Genomic DNA, 19,425 nt, shown 5'->3' with positions numbered 1-19,425 from the left:
AACGACGAGGTGACGAACATGAAACGCTCCCGAGCAGACATCCTTCGCGAATACGGCCCGTTTCCGGGCGTCGACGGCGTACACGGCGTCACGTACGACGGGCAGTACGTGTGGTACGCGTCCGGCGACAAGCTGAATGCGCTCGACCCGGAACGCGGCACGACCGTCCGCTCGCTCGACGTCGCCGCGCATGCGGGCACGGCGTTCGACGGCCGCCACCTGTACCAGATCGTCGAGGACCGCATCGAGAAGATCGATCCCGAATCCGGCCGCGTGCTCGCGACGATCCCCGCGCCCGGCAACGGCGGCGATTCCGGGCTGGCCTGGGCCGAAGGCGCGCAGTGGGTCGGCCAGTACCGCGAACGCAAGATTCACCAGGTGGATCCGCAAACGGGCGCCGTGCTGCGCACGATCGAATCGAACCGCTTCGTCACCGGCGTGACGTGGGTCGACGGCGAGCTGTGGCACGGCACCTGGGAAGCCGACCAGGCCGACCTGCGGCACATCGATCCGCGCACCGGCCAGGTGCTCGAGCAGATCGACATGCCGGCAGGCGTCGGCGTATCGGGGCTCGAATCCGACGGCCACGACCGCTTCTACTGCGGCGGCGGCAACAGCGGCACGTTGCGCGCCGTACGTCGGCCCGCGCGGGCCGGGGCGTCGGGCAACAAAGCGGGCGCCTCGTCCGATTCGGCTGACGAATGATCAGCAGCCTGCCGTGATCGCTCCCGGGCGCGGCACGCCCGCGCTCCGCCGTGCGCCGAGTGCAGGAATGAACAAGACGACGTGGCGGCCGCATCGCTAAGCTGCGCGCTCGTCAGTCATGTGTTCGGAGCGGTCGATGCGACGCGGTGTGGTCTATGGTGTTTTGGCAGGTGCCCTGTGGGGCATGGTGTTTCTCGTTCCTCGGCTGCTGACCGACTTCTCGCCGCTGCTGCTGAGCGCCGGTCGCTACGCGATGTACGGCCTCGTGTCGCTGGCGGCCGCGCTGCCAGCCGCCCGCTCGCTGCTCGCGCGGCTGACCCGCGAGGATCTCGTCGCGCTGGTCAGGCTCGCCGTCGTCGGCAACGTCGCGTACTACATGCTGCTGTCCGGCGCCGTGCACCTGATCGGCATCGCGCCCAGTTCGCTGATCGTCGGCGTGCTGCCCGTCACGGTCACGCTCGCGGGCCTCGGCGACCACGGCGCCGTGCCGCTGCGGCGGCTCGCCGCCCCGCTTGCGCTGGTGATCGCGGGCATCGTCTGCATCAACGTCGACCTGTTCACGTCCGAGGCCGCGCATGCGACGACGCTCGGCCAGAAGCTCGCGGGCATCGCCTGCGCGGCCGGCGCGCTCGCGAGCTGGACCTGGTATGCGGTCGCGAACGCACGCTATCTGCAGCGCCATCATCATTTCGGCGGCAACGAGTGGTCGGTGCTGTGGGGTGTCGTGACGGGCCTGATCGGCGGGCTCGTCTGGATCGCGATCGTCGCGCTGCCGGCCGGCACCGTGCAGGCGTCGGTGCCGGCGTCGCGCTGGCAGCTGTTCTGGCTGCTGAACCTGGTGCTCGCGATCGGCGCATCGTGGCTCGGCAACGGGCTGTGGAATGCCGCGTCGAAGCGGCTGCCGCTCACGCTGTCGGGCCAGCTGATCGTGTTCGAAACCGTGTTCGCGATGCTTTACGCGTTCGTGTACGACCAGCGGATGCCGCATGCACTCGAGATCGCCGCGCTGATGCTGCTGCTCGCGGGTGTCTACGGATCGGTGCGGCAGCACGGCGACACGCCCGCCGGCAGCGATACGTCGGGAAGCGCTCCCGCAAACGCGAACGCCGCGGCCCACTGAGCGCCGCGGCGTTCGATCAAACGAATCGGGCCTGAAGCCGCGAACCGACCCGCGTCAGCGCGCGTCCTTGTGCATCCACTTGCGGCCCTCGATGGAGCCGGCGCGGCGCGACTTGTCGACGCGCCGCTGGCGCGCGAGCTTCGGATCGACGATCAACGGGCGGTAGATCTCGACGCGGTCGTGGTCGGCGAGCGGTGCGTCGAGCGGCGCCAGCTTGCCGTACACGCCCGTCTTCGCGTTCGCGAGATCGATTTCCGGGTGCAGCGCGAGCACGCCGCTCGCATCGATCGCCGAACGAACGGTCGCCCCGTCGGGCAGCGACAGCGGAATCAGCGTCTGGCGATCCGGCAGCGCGTAGCAGACTTCGATCGACAGCATCGCGTCACCCCTTCCCGTAGCGCTGGTCGGCGCGCTTCACGAACGAATCGACGAACGTGTTCGCGATATGGCTGAACACGGGCCCGATGATCTTCTCGAGCAGGATGCTCGAGAACTCGTAGTGCAGCGCGAATTCGATCTTGCAGGCATCGGCGCGCAGGGCCGTGAAGCGCCACGAGCCCGTGAACTTCTTGAACGGGCCGTCCGTGAACTCCATGTCGATCCGCGTCGGGCGCTGCTGCGTGTTGCGCGTCGCGAAATGCTGCTTGATGCCCTTGAAGTTGATGTCGATGCGCGCTTCCATCCCGCTCTCGTCCTGACGGCGAATCTCGACACCGCCGCACCAGGGCAGGAAATTGGGGTAGTCGGCCACGTCGGTGACGAGGTCGAACATCTGTTCCGCCGAATGACGGATCAATACGGTTTTCTGGACATCTGCCATAAATCGCGCGGCATCGCTCAAAGTGAGAACGCAAGCCGGGCGATTCCCGCCCCGCTTTGCTAAAATCGTGATTTTAAACGAGTTGGCCCGATCCTTTCATGAGCATCATCGACAACAGGAAAGCGCACTTCGATTATCACATCGAGGAACGCTACGAGGCGGGGCTCGTGCTCGAGGGCTGGGAAGTCAAGGCGCTGCGCGCCGGGCGCGGCCAGATCAAGGAAGGTTACGTCGTGATCAAGCACGCCGAGATCTTCCTGATCGGTACCCATATCAGCCCGCTGCCCGAGGCTTCGACCCACATCACGCCCGACCCGGTTCGCACGCGCAAGCTGCTGCTGCACCGCGAGGAAATCAAGAAACTGATCGGCAAGGTCGAGCAGCGCGGCTACACGCTCGTGCCGTTGAACTTCCACTACAAGGGCGGTCGCGTGAAGTGCGACATCGCGCTCGCGAAGGGCAAGAAGCTGCACGACAAGCGCGAAACCGAGAAGAAGCGCGACTGGGAACGCGAAAAGGCACGCATCATGCGCGCCGGCACCTGACCCGCGCGACACGCATCACATACGACACGGCCCGCTCGAAGCGGGCCGTGTTGCTTGGGTATCTGGTGAATCGGGCACGCCAGGGACAAGAGCGATCCCAGGCACGCCACGCCGCCGGTTTCGGCCGAAGAAAGGTGCCGACGACGGCACCGCACGGGCATCACCCGCCTCCGGCCGCGCGACGATTCGCCGCACACCGATCACATGCGGCGGCCGCCGGCGCACCGCGCCAATCCGGACTCAGGCCTTCCCGCCCGACGCGGCCCCCGCGCTCTTGACGATCGTCAGCGCCGACGAGATCGCCGTGCCGAGATCCGACAGGTTCGCCGGCACGATCAGCGTGTTGCCCTGCTTCGCGAGATTCGAGAATGCGCTGACATACTGCTCGGCTACCTTCAGGTTCACCGCGTCCATCCCGCCCTGCGATTGCATCGCGTTCGCGATCTTCTGGATCGCCTGCGCGTTCGCCTCGGCCACCGCCAGGATCGCGGCGGCCTCGCCCTGCGCCTGGTTGATCGCAGCCTGCCGCTCGCCTTCGGATTTCTGGATCGCCGCCTCGCGCGCGCCCGACGCGAGGTTGATCTGCTCCTGCTTGCGGCCTTCGGATGCGGCGATCAGCGCACGCTTTTCACGTTCCGCGGTGATCTGCGCCTGCATCGCGTGCAGGATTTCCTTCGGCGGCGTCAGGTCCTTGATCTCGTAGCGCAGGACCTTCACCCCCCAGTTCGCCGCGGCCTGATCGAGCGCCGACACGATGTTGTGGTTGATGAAGTCGCGCTCCTCGAACGTCTTGTCGAGTTCGAGCTTGCCGACCACCGAGCGCAACGTCGTTTGCGCGAGCTGCGTGATCGCGAGCACGAAGTTGCTCGACCCGTACGACGCCTTCATCGGATCGGTCACCTGGAAATACAGCACGCCGTCGACCTGCAGCTGCGTGTTGTCGCGCGTGATACAGACCTGGCTCGGCACGTCGAGCGGGATTTCCTTCAGCACGTGCCGGTATGCGATGCGATCGACGAACGGCAGCACGATGTTCAGGCCGGGCGACAGCGTCGCATGATAGCGCCCGAAGCGTTCGAGCACCCACGCATGCTGCTGCGGCACGATCTTCACCGTCTTCGACACGATCACGATCGCGATGACGAGCAGGACAACCCAGATGATCAGCGAATCCATGAAATATTCCCTCCTTGTTGTATCGGCGGACGATCAGCCCGCGGGTTTCGCCACGACCACGAGACAATTGCCGCGCACGGCACTCACCTGGTACACGTGCGCATCGTCGCGCTCGCCGTTCTCGAGCTCGACGTCCCAGTCGGCGCCGCGATACTGCACGCGCGCGCGGCGATCACGCCACGCGTCGACCGTGACGGTCGCCCCGATATCGAGATTGACGTCGGGATTCGTCGACGTGTCGCGCTTCTGCTTGCGGCCGAGCCCCGAACGCCGCAACACGACCATCGCGACGATCGCGACCACGGCCGCCGCACCGAACTGCACGTGCGGCGCGAAACCGGCCAGCTGCAGCAGCCCGCCCGCGAGAAAGCCGAGCGCGATCATCAGCAGGTAGAACGTGCCCGTCAGCAACTCGGCCACGACCAGCACGCCCACCGCGACCCACCAGAACAGATGCCCCGACATCATTGTGGTCTCCCGAAAAACATCTCCCGCGCTTACTTGCGTGGCATGGAACCAGAATACGCGCTGAAGCGCTGTTCCGGATCGATTTGTTCGTGGCTCCCGGCCGTGCGGTCGACAGGCTCGGGCAGCCCGGTTCGTACCGACAAACAAAAACACCCCGGTGGCTACCGGGGTGTTTATAGCATGAACCTTGCAATTTGCCTTCACTGAAGGAGCGGCAGCGCCGCTCCTTCGTCGATGGCACGTTACCGACCGTTACTTCCGGTTGGCGAGTGCCTGCCACGTATCGATGATCGTGTCGGGGTTCAGCGAGATCGATACGATGCCTTCGTCCGTCAGCCATTGCGCGAAGTCCGGGTGATCGGACGGGCCCTGGCCGCAGATGCCGACGTACTTGCCCATCTTGCGGCAGGTATCGATCGCGCGCTTCAGCAGGAACTTGACGGCCGGGTCGCGTTCGTCGAAGTCGACAGCCAGCAGTTCCATGCCCGAATCGCGGTCGAGGCCGAGCGTGAGCTGCGTGAGGTCGTTCGAGCCGATCGAGAAGCCGTCGAAGAACTGCAGGAAGTCTTCGGCGAGGATCGCGTTGGTCGGGACTTCGCACATCATCACAAGGCGCAGGCCATTTTCGCCACGCTTCAGGCCGAACTTCTCGAGCAGGCCGACGACGCGCTCCGCCTGCTTCACGGTACGCACGAACGGCACCATGATCTCGACGTTGGTCAGGCCCATCTCGTCGCGCACGCGCTTCAGTGCACGGCACTCCATCTCGAACGCCTGCGCGAAGTCTTCGGCGATGTAACGCGACGCGCCGCGGAAGCCCAGCATCGGGTTTTCCTCGTCCGGCTCGTAACGCGAACCGCCGATCAGCTTCTTGTACTCGTTCGACTTGAAGTCGGACAGACGCACGATCACGGGCTTCGGATAGAACGCCGCCGCGATCGTCGCGACACCTTCCGTCAGCTTGTCGACGTAGAACTGACGCGGCGATGCGTGACCGCGCGCGACGCTCTCGACGGCCTTCTTCAGGTCCTGGTCGATGTTCGGGTACTCGAGGATCGCCTTCGGGTGAACGCCGATGTTGTTGTTGATGATGAACTCGAGACGCGCGAGACCCACGCCGCCGTTCGGCAGTTGCGAGAAGTCGAACGCGAGCTGCGGGTTGCCGACGTTCATCATGATCTTGACCGGGATTTCCGGCAGTTCGCCGCGCTGCACTTCCGTGACTTCCGTCTCGAGCAGGCCGTCGTAGATCTTGCCCTCGTCGCCTTCCGCGCACGACACGGTGACGAGCGCGCCGTCCTTCAGGATGTCGGTCGCGTCGCCGCAGCCGACGACTGCCGGCACGCCGAGTTCACGCGCGATGATCGCCGCGTGGCAGGTCCGGCCGCCACGGTTCGTGACGATCGCGGCTGCACGCTTCATCACCGGCTCCCAGTTCGGGTCGGTCATGTCGGCCACCAGCACGTCGCCCGGCTGCACGCGTTCCATTTCCGACGGATCCTGGATCACGCGCACGGGGCCCGCACCGATCTTCTGGCCGATCGCGCGGCCCGTTGCCAGCACCTGCGACTGCCCCTTCAGCTTGAAGCGCTGCTCGGCTTTGCCGCTCGCCTGGCTCTTCACGGTTTCCGGGCGTGCCTGCAGGATGAAGATCTTGCCGTCGCGGCCGTCCTTGCCCCACTCGATGTCCATCGGACGCTGGTAGTGCTTTTCGATGATGACCGCGTACTTCGCCAGCTCGATCACGTCTTCGTCGGTGATCGAGTAGCGGTTGCGCTGCTCGTGCGGCACGTCGACCGTCTTCACGCGACCCGGCTCGCCCGGCTGCGTGAATTCCATCTTGATCAGCTTCGAGCCGATCGAGCGGCGGATGATCGGGTACTTGTCCTGTGCGAGCGTCGTCTTGAACACATAGAACTCGTCCGGGTTCACCGCGCCCTGCACGACGGTTTCGCCCAGGCCGTAGCTCGACGTGATGAACACGGCGTCCTTGAAGCCCGATTCGGTGTCGATCGTGAACATCACGCCTGCCGCGCCAACGTCCGAGCGGACCATGCGCTGCACGCCGGCCGACAGCGCGACTTCCGCGTGCGTGAAGCCCTTGTGCACGCGATACGAGATCGCGCGGTCGTTGTACAGCGACGCGAACACGTGCTTCATGCGGTCGAGCACGTCGTCGATGCCGACGACGTTCAGGTACGACTCCTGCTGGCCGGCGAACGAAGCGTCGGGCAGGTCTTCCGCGGTCGCGGACGAACGCACGGCGAACGACAGCTCGCCCGGCGAGCTGTTCTTCAGGGCTTCGAACTGCTCACGGATTTCCTGCTCGAGACGTGCCTGCATCGGCGCCTCGACGATCCACTTGCGGATTTCGGCGCCTGCTTCGGCGAGCGCCTTCACGTCGTCGATGTCGAGCGACTCGAGACGCTTGGCGATGCGGTCGGTAAGGTCGTTGTGCTTGAGGAAATCGCGGAACGCGAGCGCGGTCGTGGCGAAACCGGTGGGTACGCGAACGCCTGCCTCGGAAAGCTGGCTGATCATTTCGCCCAGCGACGCATTCTTGCCGCCGACGATCTCCACATCGGTCATCCGCAACTGCTCGAACGGAATTACATACGCCTGGTCCTTTGCGACGTTTGCTGCGTTAGTCATACAAGCCCCTAAGTGTGAAAAAAATGCTCGATTGCGCAAGTGGGCTTGGACGCGAGCGCTTGCAAAAAGGCGCGGCGCGTCTTGCGCAACCTGTTGGAGAAACAATCGCAGCGGCGGATGATCTTCCGACCCGATTTGCAAAAATCCCGGCAGAAGAGCGATATTTTCAGACAAATCGCCAAACTTGCCGGGAATTTTGGAATCGATCGGCGAAGCCTGGGGCGCCGTTCGCGCCCTGCCCCCGCAATTGCTTATCCAACAGGTTGCCGCTATTCTACCGTGCCGGCTGCCGGATGTGGCGCGACCTTGTCACTGCGTCTGGAGGCGAACCTCCAGCCGCCCGCGCAACCGCCCTTCACGCTCGACGCCCAGATTCATGCTGCCTACCGTATTCATCGTCTCCGACGGCACCGGGATCACTGCCGAAACCTTCGCGCATTCGATCCTCTCCCAGTTCGACCAGAAATTCCGTCTCGTGCGCGTGCCGTTCGTCGACTCGCTCGACAAGGCCTATGCGACCGTCGAGAAGATCAACGAGGCCGCCGTGCACGACGGCCGCCGCGCGATCGTGTTCACGACGCTCGTCGACAGCGAGTCGAACGACATCGTCAAGCGCTCGAACGCACTCGTACTCGACATGTTCCAGCGCTTCGTCGAACCGCTCGAGCAGGAACTGGAGCTCAAGTCGAGCCACGCGATGGGCCGCGGCCACCAGAATGCGGACACCGAGGAATACAAGACCCGGATCGAGGCGATCAACTTCTCGCTCGCGCACGACGACGGCCAGTCGAACCGCAACCTGTCGGAAGCCGACGTGATCCTCGTCGGCGTGTCGCGCAGCGGCAAGACGCCGACGAGCCTGTATCTCGCGATGCAGTACGGCGTGAAGGCGGCCAACTATCCGCTGATTCCGGAAGATTTCGAGCGCGGCAAGCTGCCGTCGGCGCTCGCCGCGTACAGCGAGAAGCTGTTCGGGCTGTCGATCGACCCGCAGCGCCTGTCCGAGATCCGTAACGAGCGCCGGCCGGGCAGCAAATACGCGGCGCCCGAGAACTGCCGCTACGAGATCAACGAAGCCGAAGCGATGATGCGCCGCGAGGGGATCAAGTGGCTGTCGTCGACGCACAAGTCGATCGAGGAAATCGCGACGACGATCCTGCAGGAAATCCGCCTCGACCGGCAGTCGTACTAAGCCGGAGCGCTGGCGGCCGCCTGGTCGCCACTGGAAACGAAAAGGCCGCGTCGAACGCGGCCTTTTTCATGGTGTTGAGCGATCACGCGTGTGGCGTCACGCACGCCGCTGTTGACGCACCTGCTCGAACAGGCAGACCGCAGCCGCGGCCGCGACGTTCAGCGACTCCATCCCGCCCGGTTGCGGGATCGTCACGCGATGCGTGGCCGCGTCGCGCCAGAACGCCGACACGCCGGCCCCCTCGTTGCCGAACACCCAGGCAACCGGCCCCGACAGGTCGCAGTCATAGACTACCTGCGCGCCGTGCGAGTCGGTCAGCGCCACCGGCACGGCGAGGCGCTCGGCGAGCGCGCCGGCTTCGACGTCCTCGTGGATCGACAGCAGGAAATGCGCGCCCATGCCCGATCGCAGCACCTTCGACGACCACGCATACGCGGTGCCCGGTGCACAGAACACGTGACGCACGCCTGCGGCCGCCGCGCTGCGCAGGATCGAACCGACGTTGCCGGCGTCCTGCACGCCATCGAGCACGACCGACGACTGCGTCACGCGCGCCGGCAGCGGCTGCGCCGGCCGGTCGACGAGCAGCAGGAAGCCGACGCCGTTGACGACGTTCGACAACTGCCCGAACAGCGCATCGGGCAGCGTGACGATCCGTTGCGCATCGATGCGTGCGACGATCGCCTGGGCCTCCGCGTGGCCGAGTGCGCCTTCGGTCGTGACGCACAGCTCGGGCGTCGCGCCCGTATCGAGGTATGCGCTCGCGAGATGGAATCCTTCGAGCAGCGCCTGGCCGCCGCGGCGCTGATGGGACGTCGAACCCGCGAGCGCCTTCAGGCGCTTGTACAGCGGGTTGTCGCGGGAAGTGATGCTTTTCATCGAATCAGGTCGAGTGCCGCACGAACCGGCGCGAACGAGCGCCGATGCGCTTCGCACGGGCCGTGCTCGCGCAGCGCGGCAAGGTGTTTCACGGTGCCGTAGCCCGCATGCACGTTGAAGCCGTACACCGGGAAGCGTTCGTGCAGGTCGACGAGCATGCGGTCACGGGTGACCTTCGCGAGGATCGACGCGGCCGAGATGCTCGGCACGAGCGCGTCGCCGCTGACGATCGCCTCGGCGCGCACGGTCAGCGTCGGGCAGCGGTTGCCGTCGATCTGCGCGAGCGTCGGCAGGACCGACAGGCCTTCAACCGCCCGCTTCATCGCGAGCATCGTCGCGTGCAGGATGTTCAGCGTGTCGATCTCGTCGACGCTCGCCGACGCGACGCAATACGACAGCGAGCGCGCGACGATCAGCTCGTACAGCGCATCGCGCTTCTTCGCGGACAACGCCTTCGAATCGTCGAGCCCGACGATCGGCTGCGCCGGATCGAGGATCACCGCGGCGGCCACCACCGGCCCCGCGAGCGGGCCGCGGCCCGCTTCGTCGACACCGCAGACGATCTCGTCGGGACGGCTGAAATCGAAACCGCCCTGCACGTCGCTCGACGCGCGGCGGCGTGGTGCACGTACTGCGGTCATGCGCGCCCCTTGCGTTGTTCGAGCACGCGCACAACCGCTTCGGCCGCCTTCGCGGCCGTGTTCTGCCGCAGCGAAAGATGCATTTCGGTAAAGACTTCGGTCAGCGTACGGCGGTTCGCATCGTCGCGCAGCTGCGTGAGCGTCGCATCGGCGAGCGCCTCGGGCGTCGCGAAATGCTGCAGCAGCTCGGGCACGACGAAACGCCCCGCCAGGATGTTCGGCAAGCCGACGTACGGCAGGTAACCCTGCCGGCGCATGATCTGCCCGGTCAGCCAGGGCACCTTGTACGAGATCACCATCGGCTTCTTCAGCAGCGCGGCTTCCAGCGTGACCGTGCCGCTCTTCACGAGGATCGCGTCGGCAGCCGTCATCGCGACCTGCGAGCGGCCGTCGGTGATCGTCAGCGCGAGCTGCGGATGCGCGTCGACGAGCGGCTGCAGCAGCGCACGCAGCGCGGGCGTGGCCGCCGGCATCACGAACCGTACGCCGGGCTCGCGCTGCTGCATCAGCGCCATCGCCGCGAAGAAGGTCGGGCCGATCAGTGCGATTTCCGAGCGCCGGCTGCCCGGCAACACGGCGATCACCGGGCCGTCGGCCGGCAGTCCGAGCGCGATGCGCGCGCCGTGCGTGTCCGGCTCGAGCGGAATCTCGTCGGCGAGCGGATGGCCGACGTAGGTCGACGCAACGCCTGCCTTGTCGAGAATCGCCGGTTCGAACGGGAACAGGCACAGCATGTGATCGACGGACTTCGCGATCTTCTTGATCCGGCCGCCGCGCCACGCCCAGATCGACGGGCATACGAAGTGGATCGACGGGATGCCCGCGTCGCGCGCCGCCTGTTCGACGCTGAAGTTGAAATCGGGCGCATCGACGCCGATGAACGCGTCCGGCCGCTCGGCGAGCAACTGGCGCTTCAGCTCGCCGCGAATCCGCAGGATCTCGGGAATCTGGCCCAGCGCCTCGACATAGCCGCGCACGGTCAGCTTGTCCATCTGCCAGTGCGAGTCGAAGCCCTGCGCGATCATGCGCGGCCCGCCGATCCCGTAGTACTGGGCCGATTCGGGCAGCCGCTCGCGCAGCCCGCCGAGCAGCGACGCGCCGAGCAGGTCGCCCGACGGTTCGCCGGCCACCATCGCGAGCCGGAGCTGAGTGGTCGGAAGCGGCATCGCTTAGCGGATGATGCCGCGTTGCGACGCGTCGATGAACTCGACGAGCGCCTTCACGGGTGCGTCGCCCTCGCCGCCCGCCGCCGCCAGTTCGCGCAACTGCACTTTCGCCTCCTCGAGCGACAGGCCGTTCTTGTACAGCAGGCGGTACGCGCTGCGCAGCGCGGAGATCGCGTCGGGCGAGAAACCGCGCCGGCGCAGCCCTTCGACGTTGATCCCGTGCGGCTCGGCCTTGTTGCCTGCCGCGATCACGAACGGCGGAATGTCCTGCACGAGCGCCGATGCGCCGCCCAGCATCGAGTGCGCGCCGATGCGCACGAACTGGTGGACGCCCGACATCCCGCCGACGATCGCCCAGTCGCCGATTTCGACGTGGCCGGCCATCTGGGCGTTGCTCGACAGGATCACGTGGTTGCCGACGGTGCAGTCGTGACCGATGTGCACATAGGCCATGATCCAGTTGTCGTCACCGAGCGTCGTCACGCCGCCGTCCTGCACGGTGCCCGTGTGGATCGTCGTGAATTCGCGGATTGTGTTGCGGCTGCCGATCACGAGCTTCGTCGGCTCGTCCTTGTACTTCATGTCCTGCGGACGACCACCGACCGACGCGTAATGGCCGATGCGGTTGTCCTCGCCGAGCGTCGTATGGCCTTCGATCACGCTGTGCGAGCCGATCGTCGTACGCGCGCCGATCGTGACGTGCGGACCAACGATCGCGTACGGGCCGATCTCGACCGATTCGTCGATCTGCGCGCCCGGTTCGACAATCGCGGTGGGATGAATCCTGGTCATGCGCCGTTGCCTCTCGATGTGATGTGTCGCGTTGCGTTGCCTGTCCGTGCCGCGTCGCTCAGGGCGCCACGTCGGTCGTCTTGACCGTGCACATCAGTTCGGCTTCCGCCGCCACCTTGCCGTCCACTTCCGCCACCGCCTTGAACTTCCAGATGCCGCGGATGTAGCGTTCGAACGTCACGTTCAGAATCAGTTGGTCGCCCGGCTCGACCGGACGCTTGAAGCGCGCGCCGTCGATCCCGACGAAGTAGTACAGCGTGTTCTCCGGATCCTTCGGCTGCTCTTCCGAGAAGGTCAGCAGCGCCGCGGCCTGCGCGAGCGCTTCGAGGATCAGCACGCCCGGCATCACCGGCCGCTTCGGGAAATGCCCCTGGAAGTACGGCTCGTTGATCGACACGTTCTTCAGCGCTTTGATGCCCTTGTGCGGTTCGAGTTCGAGCACGCGATCGACGAGCAGAATCGGGTAGCGATGCGGCAGCAGCGTGAGGATCTTGTGGATGTCGAGATTGATTTTTTCAGTGCTCATGATGGTTCGTCTCACGCAGAGGCTGCGCGGTGGTGATGCAAAGGCTGAAGCGGGCCGGCGTGCGGCCCAGTCTGGCAAACCGGGCCGGTTGCGCTGGCCGTGCCCGGTTCGAGGTCTCGCATGATGCGCTCAGGCGTCCGTGCCGCCCTGGGCGGCGAGCGCGGCTTCGAGCGCCTTGATGCGCTCGCGCAGCTTGTCGAGGTTGCGCACGAGCGCGGCGCTCTTGTTCCACTCGCCGTGGTCGACGGCCGGGAACGCGCTGGTATAGATGCCGGCCTTCGGCAGCGACTTCGATACGCCCGACTTCGCGGTGATGATGACATAGTCGCCGAGCGTCACGTGGCCGGCGATCCCGGCCGCGCCGCCGATCATGCAGTGGCGGCCGATCGTCGTGCTGCCCGCGATCCCGGCGCTGCCGGCGATCACCGTGTAGGCGCCGATCCGGCAGTTGTGGCCGATCTGCACCTGGTTGTCGATCTTCACGCATTCCTCGATGACGGTGTCCGCCATCGCGCCGCGATCGATCGTCGTGTTCGCGCCGATCTCGACGTCCGGGCCGATCGTGACACCCCCGACCTGCGGGATCTTGACCCAGCTGCCGGTGCGCGCATCGCCGTCGCCGACGAAATCCGGCGCGAAGCCGAAGCCGTCGGAGCCGATCACGGCGCCCGCATGAATGATCGCGCGCGGGCCGACCTTGCAGCCGTGGTACACCGACGCGTTCGGATACAGGTGCGAGCCCGCGCCGATCGTCGTGCCGCGGCCGATGAACACGTTCGCATCGAGCTGCACGCCATCTTCGATCACCGCACCGGCCTCGACCGTCACATGCGGGCCGATCACCGCAGTCGCGGCGACCTGCGCGGCCGGATCGATCGTCGCGCTCGGATGCACGCCGGCGGCGCGCTGCGGCGTGGCCAGGTCGATGAACATCTGCGCGACGCGCGCGAAGTACGCGTACGGATTCGGCGTCACGATGAAGTTGCGACCGCTTGCGGCCGCGCCCAGCTTTTCCAGATCCTTCGGCGCGATCAGCACCGCGCCGGCGCGGGTCGACTCGACCTGCGACAGGTACTTCGGATTCGCGAGGAACGCGAGTTGCTGCGGGCCTGCCTGGTCGAGCGGTGCGAGCCCGCCCACCTTGCACTGTGCGTCGCCGGCGATCTCGCCGCCGAACCGCTTTACGAGTTCCTCAAGCGTCAATGCCATTCGTCGTCTGCTCCGTTCAGTTCGTCGAGCCGGACGCGAGCGCCTTGAGCACCTTGTCGGTGATGTCGATGCGCGGGCTGACGTACACGGCTTCCTGCACGATCAGGTCGTAATTCTGCTGCTCGGCGATCTGCTTGATGACCTTGTTCGCCCGCTCGAGCACGGCCGCCAGCTCCTCGTTGCGGCGCTGGTTCAGGTCTTCGCGGAACTCGCGCTGCTTGCGCTGGAAGTCGGTGTCGAGCTGGGCGAGATCACGCTGCTTCTGCGCGCGGTCGGCCGCCGACAGCGACGCGCCGTTCTTGTCCAGCGAATCGGACATCGACTTCAGGCGCGCCGCCAGATCCTGCAGATCCTTGTCGCGCTTCGCGAACTCGGCTTCGAGCTTCGTCTGCGCCGCCTTCGCGGGCACCGACTCGCGCAGGATCCGATCCGAATTGACCGCCGCGATGCGGGCGACGTCCTGTGCGTGCACCGTTGCCGCGCCCAAGGCCAGCGCAACGGTCAGCGCGCACATCACTCGTTTCGAAAACTTACCGGTTAGCAAAATTACCCTCTCGTTGCTGTTGTCATGCGTTCGATCAGAACGCCGTCCCGATCTGGAACTGGAATTTCTGGTACTGGTCGCCTTCGTGCTTCTGCAGCGGGAACCCGAGGCTCAGCTTCAGCGGGCCGATCGGCGAGATCCACGCGAGACCCACACCGTAGCCGTAACGCAGGCCGTTGGCGCCCGTACTCGTGCCGCCCGGCGCGTTGCCCCACACGTTACCGCCGTCGAGGAACGTGAACACGCGCAGCGTGCGGTCGTAGCCCGTGCCCGGCAGCGGGAACGTCAGCTCGATGTTGCCGACGACCATCTTCGAACCGCCGATCGGGTCGTTGGTCTTCGTGTCGCGCGGGCCCAGCGAGCTCGGCTCGTAGCCACGCACGGAGCCGATACCGCCCGCGTAGTAGTTCTTGAAGATCGGGTACGGGTTGCCGATACCGTTACCGTAGCCGCCTTGCAGGTTCAGGCCCAGGATGAAGCCGCGCGAGAACGAATAGTAGTACTGGGCCTGCAGGTCGGCCTTGTAGTACTGGATCTTGCCGACCGGCACGCCGTACTCCATGTTCGCCTGCGTGAAGTAGCCGCGGCTCGGAATCAGCGCGCTGTCACGCGCGTCGCGCGACCACGCGACCGTCAGCGGCACCGTGTTGGACACGCGGCCGAACTGGTTCACGTAATCCTGGTAGCTCTGCGGCGTGTTCGAATCGACGTCGAGGCGGTTCTGCTCGAAGCCCGCGCCGAAGTAGACGGTGTCGACTTCCGAGAACGGAATGCCGAACTTCAGGTTGCCGCCCGCGCTGATGATCCGGAAGCTCGAGCTCGTCGAATAGTAGAGCGGCTGGTACGTGCGATAGTAGACGTCCGTGATCCGCTTGATGCCGTCGACCGTGAAGTACGGGTCGACCTGCGTGACGGTCAGCGTACGGTAGCTCTTCGCGGTGTTGACGTTCACCGACAGGCTGGTACCCGAACCGAACACGTTGTCCTGCGACACGCCCGCCGACAGCACGACCTTGTCCGTCGACGAGAAGCCGGCGCCCAGCGTGATCGCGCCGGTCGGCTTTTCGTCGACCTTCACGTTCACGTCGACCTGGTCGTTCGTGCCTTCGACCGGCAGCGTCGTCACGTCGACGTTGGTGAAGTAGCCGAGACGGTTCACGCGATCCTTCGACAGCGCGAGGCGGTTCGAATCGAACCACGAGCTTTCGAGCTGGCGCATTTCGCGGCGCACCACTTCGTCGCGTGTGCGCGTGTTGCCGACGACGTTGATGCGGCGCACATACACGCGGCGGCTCGGATCGACGACGAGGTTCAGGTTCACCTTGTGGTTCGCCTGATCGATGTCCGGCTGCGCGTTGACGGTCGCGAATGCGTAGCCGTACTCGCCGAGCTTGTCGACGATCGACTTGGTGGTCTGTTGCAGTTTTTCGGCCGAGAAGCGATCGCCCGGCTTGATCTTGATCAGCTTGTTGAGTTCGGCTTCGCGATCGAGCAGGTTGCCCGACAGCTTGATGCCCGATACCGTGTACGGCTCGCCTTCGTGCAGCGTGACCGTCAGGTACATGTCCTTCTTGTCGGGCGAGATCGACACCTGGGTCGAATCGATGTTGAACTCGAGATAGCCGCGGTTCAGGTAGTACGAGCGCACCGCCTCGAGGTCGCCGGTGAGCTTTTCCTTCGAGTACAGGTCGTTCTTCGTGTACCAGGAGAACCAGTTCGGCGTCGACAGCTGCATTTCGTCGCGCAGCGTGCTGGTGCTGAATGCCTTGTTGCCGATGAAGTTGATCTGGCGGATCTTCGCGCTCGGGCCTTCGGCCACCGCGAACAGGATCGACACGCGGTTCGCGTCGACCGGCGTGATCGTCGTCTTGACCTCGGCCGCGTAGAAGCCGCGCGTGAGGTACTGGCGCTTGAGTTCCTGCTCCGCCTTGTCGACGAGCGCCTTGTCGTAGTAACGGCCGTCGGCGAGGCCGACTGCGCGCAGCGCCTTCGTCAGGTTGTCCTTGTCGAATTCCTTCGTGCCGGTGAAGTCGATCGACGCGATGGCCGGACGCTCCTGTACCTGCACGATCACGACGTTGCCCTGCGTGGCGATGCGTACGTCGTTGAAGAAGCCCGTCGCGTACAGCGCGCGGATTGCTTCGGATGCCTTGTCGTCCGTGAAGGTATCGCCCTGCTTGATCGGCAGGTAGGCGAACACCGAACCCGCTTCGACGCGCTGCAGCCCCTCGATCTTGATGTCTTGCACCACGAACGGTGCCGCTGCATGGGCCGCGAGGCCGTGCGCGGCGAGCGCGGCCGCTGCAACTGTCTTAGGTACAAAGCGATGAGGTTTGAACAACATGCATCCCCAATATTTAGCTGCATCAAATCAGGCGGCTGCCCAGCGGCCGCCGCCTGACGCTTCAGAAATGGATTAACCGAGCCAGATCGTTGAACAGCGCGATCGCCGACAATGCGACGATGCAGATCAACCCGGCTCTTTGCAGAATCAGCTGCCAGCGCTCCGAGACGGCTTTCCCGGTCGCGGCTTCAACCGCATAATATAACAGATGCCCCCCGTCCAAAACGGGAATCGGCAACAAGTTCAGGACGCCAAGGCTAATGCTGACAAGGGCGAGGAACGACAGGAACGCCGACGGACCGAGCCGCGCGCTCTTGCCCGCGTAGTCCGCGATCGTCACCGGGCCGGACAGGTTCTTCAGCGACGCGTTGCCCGTGATCATGCGCCCGAACATCTTCAGCGAATACACGGAGATGTCCCACGTCCGGTGTGCGCCGAGCTGCAGGCTTTCGATCGGCCCATATCGCACGTCGACCGACGGCGCATGCATCGACAGCGCCGCGCCGATCCGGCCGACCTGCTGCCCCGATTCGTCGTCGCGCTGCATCTGCGGCACGATCGACACCGTCTGCGCGGCGCCGTCGCGCTCGATCTGCAGCTCGAGCGGCTTGCCCGCATGGTGTTTCACGAAATCGATGAAGCGCGACGCGCCGCCGATCGGCTTGCCGTCGAGCGCGACCAGCTTGTCGCCGGCCTTCAGGCCCGCCTGCTCCGCCGCGCTGCCGGGCTGCACCGATGCGACCGACAGCGTGCCGCCGCCGGTCTCGAAGCCCAGATGGGCCATGAAATCGTCGTCGAGCTGACTGTCGGGAACATGTCGGAGGTCGACGCGGAAATCGAACGTCGTGTTGCCGTCGCGTGCGCCGAGCACGATCTCGCGGTGATCGAACGCAGCGGCCAGCAGCTTCCAGCGCAGGTCCGACCACGACCGCACCGGCTCGGCCTCGCCGCCCTGCGCGTTGCGGATCGACACGATCTGCTCGCTGCCGTCGAAGCCCGCGCGCGCCGCCACCGTGCCGGTGGCCGGCGGTGCGACGATCGCGGCCGGTTCGGTTACGCCGGTGGCGAATACGACGGAAAACAGCACGATTGCCAACAGGAAGTTGGCAATCGGCCCGGCTGCAACGATCGCGATGCGCTTGTAGACGGACTGCCGATTGAACGCCTGGCCGAGCTCCTCGGGCGCGATGCCGGGGCCGGGATCGCGCTCGTCGAGCATCTTCACGTAGCCGCCGAGCGGCAGCGCCGACAGCGTCCACTCGGTGCCCGTCCTGCGGCTGACCCAGCGCGCGACGGGCTGGCCGAAGCCGATCGAGAAACGCAGCACCTTCACGCCGCACCAGCGCGCGACGCGATAGTGTCCGTACTCATGCACGACGACCAGCACCCCGATCGCCACCGCAAACGCGATCAGTTCGACCAGCACGTTCATGAGCACCCCATTCAGACAGTGCGCTCCACGCGTGGCGCAGGCGCTTTCGCAATGATCTCGGCGGCGAGGCGGCGTGCCTCGGCATCCGCCGCCAGGACATCCTCGAGCCCGTCGGGCGTACGGTTCGGCAGCGCGTTGAGCACGGCGTCGACCGTCGCAGCAATCGCCATGAAGCCGATGCGACGCTCGAGAAACGCTTCGACCGCGACTTCGTTCGCCGCGTTCAATGCGGCGCTCGCGATGCCGCCCTCCTCGAGCGCCTTCAGCGCAAGCGCGAGACACGGGAAGCGCGCGTAATCGGGTTTCTCGAACGACAGCTGGGCAATTTGCGCGAGATCGAGCTGTTCGACGCCCGCATCGACACGCTCGGGGAACGCGAGCGCATGCGCGATCGGCGTGCGCATGTCGGGATTGCCGAGCTGCGCGAGCACCGAGCCGTCGCGATACGACACGAGCGAATGGATCACGCTCTGCGGGTGGATCAGCACGTCGATGCGCTCGCCCGGCAGCCCGAAGATCCAGTGCGCCTCGATCACCTCGAGGCCCTTGTTCATCATCGTCGCGGAATCGACCGAGATCTTGCGGCCCATCACCCAGTTCGGGTGCTTGCACGCCTCGTCCGGCGTCACATCGACGAGCGTGGCCGGTTCGCGCGTGCGGAACGGGCCGCCCGACGCGGTCAGGATGATCTTCGAGATCCCGCCGTGCTCGGCCGCGTCGCGCGGCATGCACTGGAAGATCGCGTTGTGTTCGCTGTCGACCGGCAGCAGGATCGCGCCATGGTCGCGCACGGCGTCCATGAAGATCGCGCCCGACATCACCAGCGCTTCCTTGTTCGCGAGCAGGATGCGCTTGCCGGCGCGCGCGGCCGCGAGGCTTGGCGCCATGCCGGCCGCACCGACGATCGCCGCGACCACCGTGTCGCAGCCGTCGCTCTTCGACACGTCGACGAGCGCCTGCGGCCCGTGCAGCACGGTCGTCTTGCTGCCCGCCGCGCGCAGCTTCGCGTCGACCTGCGCGGCCGTCTCGGCATCGCCGACCACCGCCACCTCGGGCGCGAAGCGCAGGCATTGCTCGACCAGCTTGTCGCCGTTGCGGTGTGCGGTCAGCGCATAGACCGAGAAGCGCTCGGGATGGCGCGCGACCACGTCGAGCGTGCTGTCTCCGATGGAGCCCGTGGAACCGAGCAATGTCAGGCGTTTTTGCATAACAGA

General features: G+C 65.7%; 19 protein-coding genes. 4 read left to right on the top strand and 15 right to left on the bottom strand.

Annotated elements, in window-relative coordinates; all coding sequences use genetic code 11:
- The first annotated feature begins 18 nt into the window (after positions 1-18).
- Both CFB34_RS30695 and CFB34_RS30690 read left to right on the top strand, forming a co-directional pair.
- Positions 19-705: a glutamine cyclotransferase gene (locus CFB34_RS30695; protein WP_089440637.1), complete on the top strand. Its 687-nt coding sequence runs from the start codon at positions 19-21 to the stop codon at positions 703-705.
- Between the two features lie 136 nt (positions 706-841).
- Positions 842-1,825: a DMT family transporter gene (locus CFB34_RS30690; RefSeq protein WP_089440426.1), complete on the top strand. Its 984-nt coding sequence runs from the start codon at positions 842-844 to the stop codon at positions 1,823-1,825.
- Between the two features lie 54 nt (positions 1,826-1,879).
- Here CFB34_RS30690 and CFB34_RS30685 read toward each other — a convergent pair whose 3' ends face one another.
- Both CFB34_RS30685 and CFB34_RS30680 read right to left on the bottom strand, forming a co-directional pair.
- Positions 1,880-2,203 (bottom strand): RnfH family protein, encoded by a 324-nt coding sequence (locus CFB34_RS30685; RefSeq protein WP_089440427.1) that lies wholly within the window; start codon positions 2,201-2,203, stop codon positions 1,880-1,882.
- Positions 2,204-2,207: 4 nt separating this feature from the next.
- A complete protein-coding gene (locus tag CFB34_RS30680; protein WP_034188832.1) occupies positions 2,208-2,645 on the bottom strand; it encodes a type II toxin-antitoxin system RatA family toxin in 438 nt (145 codons plus the stop codon).
- A gap of 98 nt (positions 2,646-2,743) precedes the next feature.
- Between CFB34_RS30680 and smpB the strand changes: the two genes are divergently transcribed.
- Positions 2,744-3,190, top strand: a complete 447-nt coding sequence (smpB, locus tag CFB34_RS30675) for an SsrA-binding protein SmpB (protein WP_089440428.1) — start codon at positions 2,744-2,746, stop codon at positions 3,188-3,190.
- Positions 3,191-3,430: 240 nt separating this feature from the next.
- Here the strand turns inward: smpB and CFB34_RS30670 are convergent, their stop codons facing one another.
- The 3 genes from CFB34_RS30670 to ppsA form a co-directional block, all read right to left on the bottom strand.
- Positions 3,431-4,366 (bottom strand): SPFH domain-containing protein, encoded by a 936-nt coding sequence (locus tag CFB34_RS30670; RefSeq protein ID WP_039342757.1) that lies wholly within the window; start codon positions 4,364-4,366, stop codon positions 3,431-3,433.
- Positions 4,367-4,399: 33 nt separating this feature from the next.
- Complete coding sequence (locus CFB34_RS30665; protein ID WP_089440429.1) at positions 4,400-4,834, bottom strand: NfeD family protein; 435 nt, start codon at positions 4,832-4,834, stop codon at positions 4,400-4,402.
- Positions 4,835-5,086: 252 nt separating this feature from the next.
- The gene (gene ppsA / locus CFB34_RS30660; protein WP_089440430.1) at positions 5,087-7,486 is read right to left on the bottom strand and encodes a phosphoenolpyruvate synthase; all 2,400 of its coding nucleotides are present in this window, start codon (positions 7,484-7,486) and stop codon (positions 5,087-5,089) included.
- A gap of 376 nt (positions 7,487-7,862) precedes the next feature.
- Between ppsA and CFB34_RS30655 the strand changes: the two genes are divergently transcribed.
- Positions 7,863-8,678 carry a pyruvate, water dikinase regulatory protein gene (locus CFB34_RS30655; RefSeq protein WP_011352445.1) on the top strand — a complete coding sequence of 272 codons (816 nt, stop codon included), beginning with the start codon at positions 7,863-7,865 and terminating at the stop codon, positions 8,676-8,678.
- Positions 8,679-8,774: 96 nt separating this feature from the next.
- Here CFB34_RS30655 and CFB34_RS30650 read toward each other — a convergent pair whose 3' ends face one another.
- From CFB34_RS30650 to CFB34_RS30605, 10 genes are all read right to left on the bottom strand, one after another.
- A complete protein-coding gene (locus tag CFB34_RS30650) occupies positions 8,775-9,557 on the bottom strand; it encodes an RNA methyltransferase (RefSeq protein ID WP_089440431.1) in 783 nt (260 codons plus the stop codon).
- On the bottom strand, positions 9,554-10,198 hold the full coding sequence (gene rnhB, locus CFB34_RS30645) for a ribonuclease HII (RefSeq protein ID WP_089440432.1): 645 nt from the start codon (positions 10,196-10,198) through the stop codon (positions 9,554-9,556). Before rnhB ends, CFB34_RS30650 begins: the two co-directional genes overlap by 4 nt.
- Positions 10,195-11,364 carry a lipid-A-disaccharide synthase gene (gene lpxB / locus CFB34_RS30640; RefSeq protein ID WP_089440433.1) on the bottom strand — a complete coding sequence of 390 codons (1,170 nt, stop codon included), beginning with the start codon at positions 11,362-11,364 and terminating at the stop codon, positions 10,195-10,197. The genes rnhB and lpxB overlap by 4 nt, the downstream gene beginning before the upstream one ends.
- 3 nt (positions 11,365-11,367) lie before the next feature.
- Entirely contained in the window at positions 11,368-12,156 is a 789-nt protein-coding gene (lpxA, locus tag CFB34_RS30635) for an acyl-ACP--UDP-N-acetylglucosamine O-acyltransferase (protein ID WP_089440434.1), read from the bottom strand.
- 58 nt (positions 12,157-12,214) lie between these two features.
- Entirely contained in the window at positions 12,215-12,682 is a 468-nt protein-coding gene (gene fabZ, locus CFB34_RS30630) for a 3-hydroxyacyl-ACP dehydratase FabZ (RefSeq protein ID WP_011352450.1), read from the bottom strand.
- Positions 12,683-12,811: 129 nt separating this feature from the next.
- Entirely contained in the window at positions 12,812-13,891 is a 1,080-nt protein-coding gene (lpxD, locus tag CFB34_RS30625) for a UDP-3-O-(3-hydroxymyristoyl)glucosamine N-acyltransferase (protein ID WP_089440435.1), read from the bottom strand.
- Between the two features lie 16 nt (positions 13,892-13,907).
- Positions 13,908-14,405: an OmpH family outer membrane protein gene (locus CFB34_RS30620; protein WP_011352452.1), complete on the bottom strand. Its 498-nt coding sequence runs from the start codon at positions 14,403-14,405 to the stop codon at positions 13,908-13,910.
- A 64-nt stretch (positions 14,406-14,469) separates the two neighbouring features.
- The gene (gene bamA / locus CFB34_RS30615; RefSeq protein WP_089440436.1) at positions 14,470-16,779 is read right to left on the bottom strand and encodes an outer membrane protein assembly factor BamA; all 2,310 of its coding nucleotides are present in this window, start codon (positions 16,777-16,779) and stop codon (positions 14,470-14,472) included.
- A 61-nt stretch (positions 16,780-16,840) separates the two neighbouring features.
- Entirely contained in the window at positions 16,841-18,211 is a 1,371-nt protein-coding gene (gene rseP / locus CFB34_RS30610; RefSeq protein ID WP_089440437.1) for an RIP metalloprotease RseP, read from the bottom strand.
- An 11-nt stretch (positions 18,212-18,222) separates the two neighbouring features.
- On the bottom strand, positions 18,223-19,419 hold the full coding sequence (locus CFB34_RS30605) for a 1-deoxy-D-xylulose-5-phosphate reductoisomerase (RefSeq protein WP_089440438.1): 1,197 nt from the start codon (positions 19,417-19,419) through the stop codon (positions 18,223-18,225).
- Positions 19,420-19,425 lie beyond the last annotated feature (6 nt).

Source organism: Burkholderia sp. HI4860 (assembly GCF_002223045.2).
In the GTDB taxonomy this organism is placed as follows: Bacteria; Pseudomonadota; Gammaproteobacteria; order Burkholderiales; family Burkholderiaceae; genus Burkholderia.
Note: the sequence above shows the minus strand (reverse complement) of the source record. Positions and strands in the feature narration are given on the sequence as shown.

What these genes read in the sequence shown, in the direction of transcription:
- CFB34_RS30695 (WP_089440637.1), top strand. Translation starts at nt 19, where the DNA reads ATGAAACGCTCCCGAGCAGACATCCTTCGCGAATACGGCCCGTTTCCG.
- CFB34_RS30690 (WP_089440426.1), top strand. Translation starts at nt 842, where the DNA reads ATGCGACGCGGTGTGGTCTATGGTGTTTTGGCAGGTGCCCTGTGGGGC.
- CFB34_RS30685 (WP_089440427.1), bottom strand. Translation starts at nt 2,203, where the DNA reads ATGCTGTCGATCGAAGTCTGCTACGCGCTGCCGGATCGCCAGACGCTG.
- CFB34_RS30680 (WP_034188832.1), bottom strand. Translation starts at nt 2,645, where the DNA reads ATGGCAGATGTCCAGAAAACCGTATTGATCCGTCATTCGGCGGAACAG.
- smpB (WP_089440428.1), top strand. Translation starts at nt 2,744, where the DNA reads ATGAGCATCATCGACAACAGGAAAGCGCACTTCGATTATCACATCGAG.
- CFB34_RS30670 (WP_039342757.1), bottom strand. Translation starts at nt 4,366, where the DNA reads ATGGATTCGCTGATCATCTGGGTTGTCCTGCTCGTCATCGCGATCGTG.
- CFB34_RS30665 (WP_089440429.1), bottom strand. Translation starts at nt 4,834, where the DNA reads ATGATGTCGGGGCATCTGTTCTGGTGGGTCGCGGTGGGCGTGCTGGTC.
- ppsA (WP_089440430.1), bottom strand. Translation starts at nt 7,486, where the DNA reads ATGACTAACGCAGCAAACGTCGCAAAGGACCAGGCGTATGTAATTCCG.
- CFB34_RS30655 (WP_011352445.1), top strand. Translation starts at nt 7,863, where the DNA reads ATGCTGCCTACCGTATTCATCGTCTCCGACGGCACCGGGATCACTGCC.
- CFB34_RS30650 (WP_089440431.1), bottom strand. Translation starts at nt 9,557, where the DNA reads ATGAAAAGCATCACTTCCCGCGACAACCCGCTGTACAAGCGCCTGAAG.
- rnhB (WP_089440432.1), bottom strand. Translation starts at nt 10,198, where the DNA reads ATGACCGCAGTACGTGCACCACGCCGCCGCGCGTCGAGCGACGTGCAG.
- lpxB (WP_089440433.1), bottom strand. Translation starts at nt 11,364, where the DNA reads ATGCCGCTTCCGACCACTCAGCTCCGGCTCGCGATGGTGGCCGGCGAA.
- lpxA (WP_089440434.1), bottom strand. Translation starts at nt 12,156, where the DNA reads ATGACCAGGATTCATCCCACCGCGATTGTCGAACCGGGCGCGCAGATC.
- fabZ (WP_011352450.1), bottom strand. Translation starts at nt 12,682, where the DNA reads ATGAGCACTGAAAAAATCAATCTCGACATCCACAAGATCCTCACGCTG.
- lpxD (WP_089440435.1), bottom strand. Translation starts at nt 13,891, where the DNA reads ATGGCATTGACGCTTGAGGAACTCGTAAAGCGGTTCGGCGGCGAGATC.
- CFB34_RS30620 (WP_011352452.1), bottom strand. Translation starts at nt 14,405, where the DNA reads ATGTGCGCGCTGACCGTTGCGCTGGCCTTGGGCGCGGCAACGGTGCAC.
- bamA (WP_089440436.1), bottom strand. Translation starts at nt 16,779, where the DNA reads ATGTTGTTCAAACCTCATCGCTTTGTACCTAAGACAGTTGCAGCGGCC.
- rseP (WP_089440437.1), bottom strand. Translation starts at nt 18,211, where the DNA reads ATGAACGTGCTGGTCGAACTGATCGCGTTTGCGGTGGCGATCGGGGTG.
- CFB34_RS30605 (WP_089440438.1), bottom strand. Translation starts at nt 19,419, where the DNA reads ATGCAAAAACGCCTGACATTGCTCGGTTCCACGGGCTCCATCGGAGAC.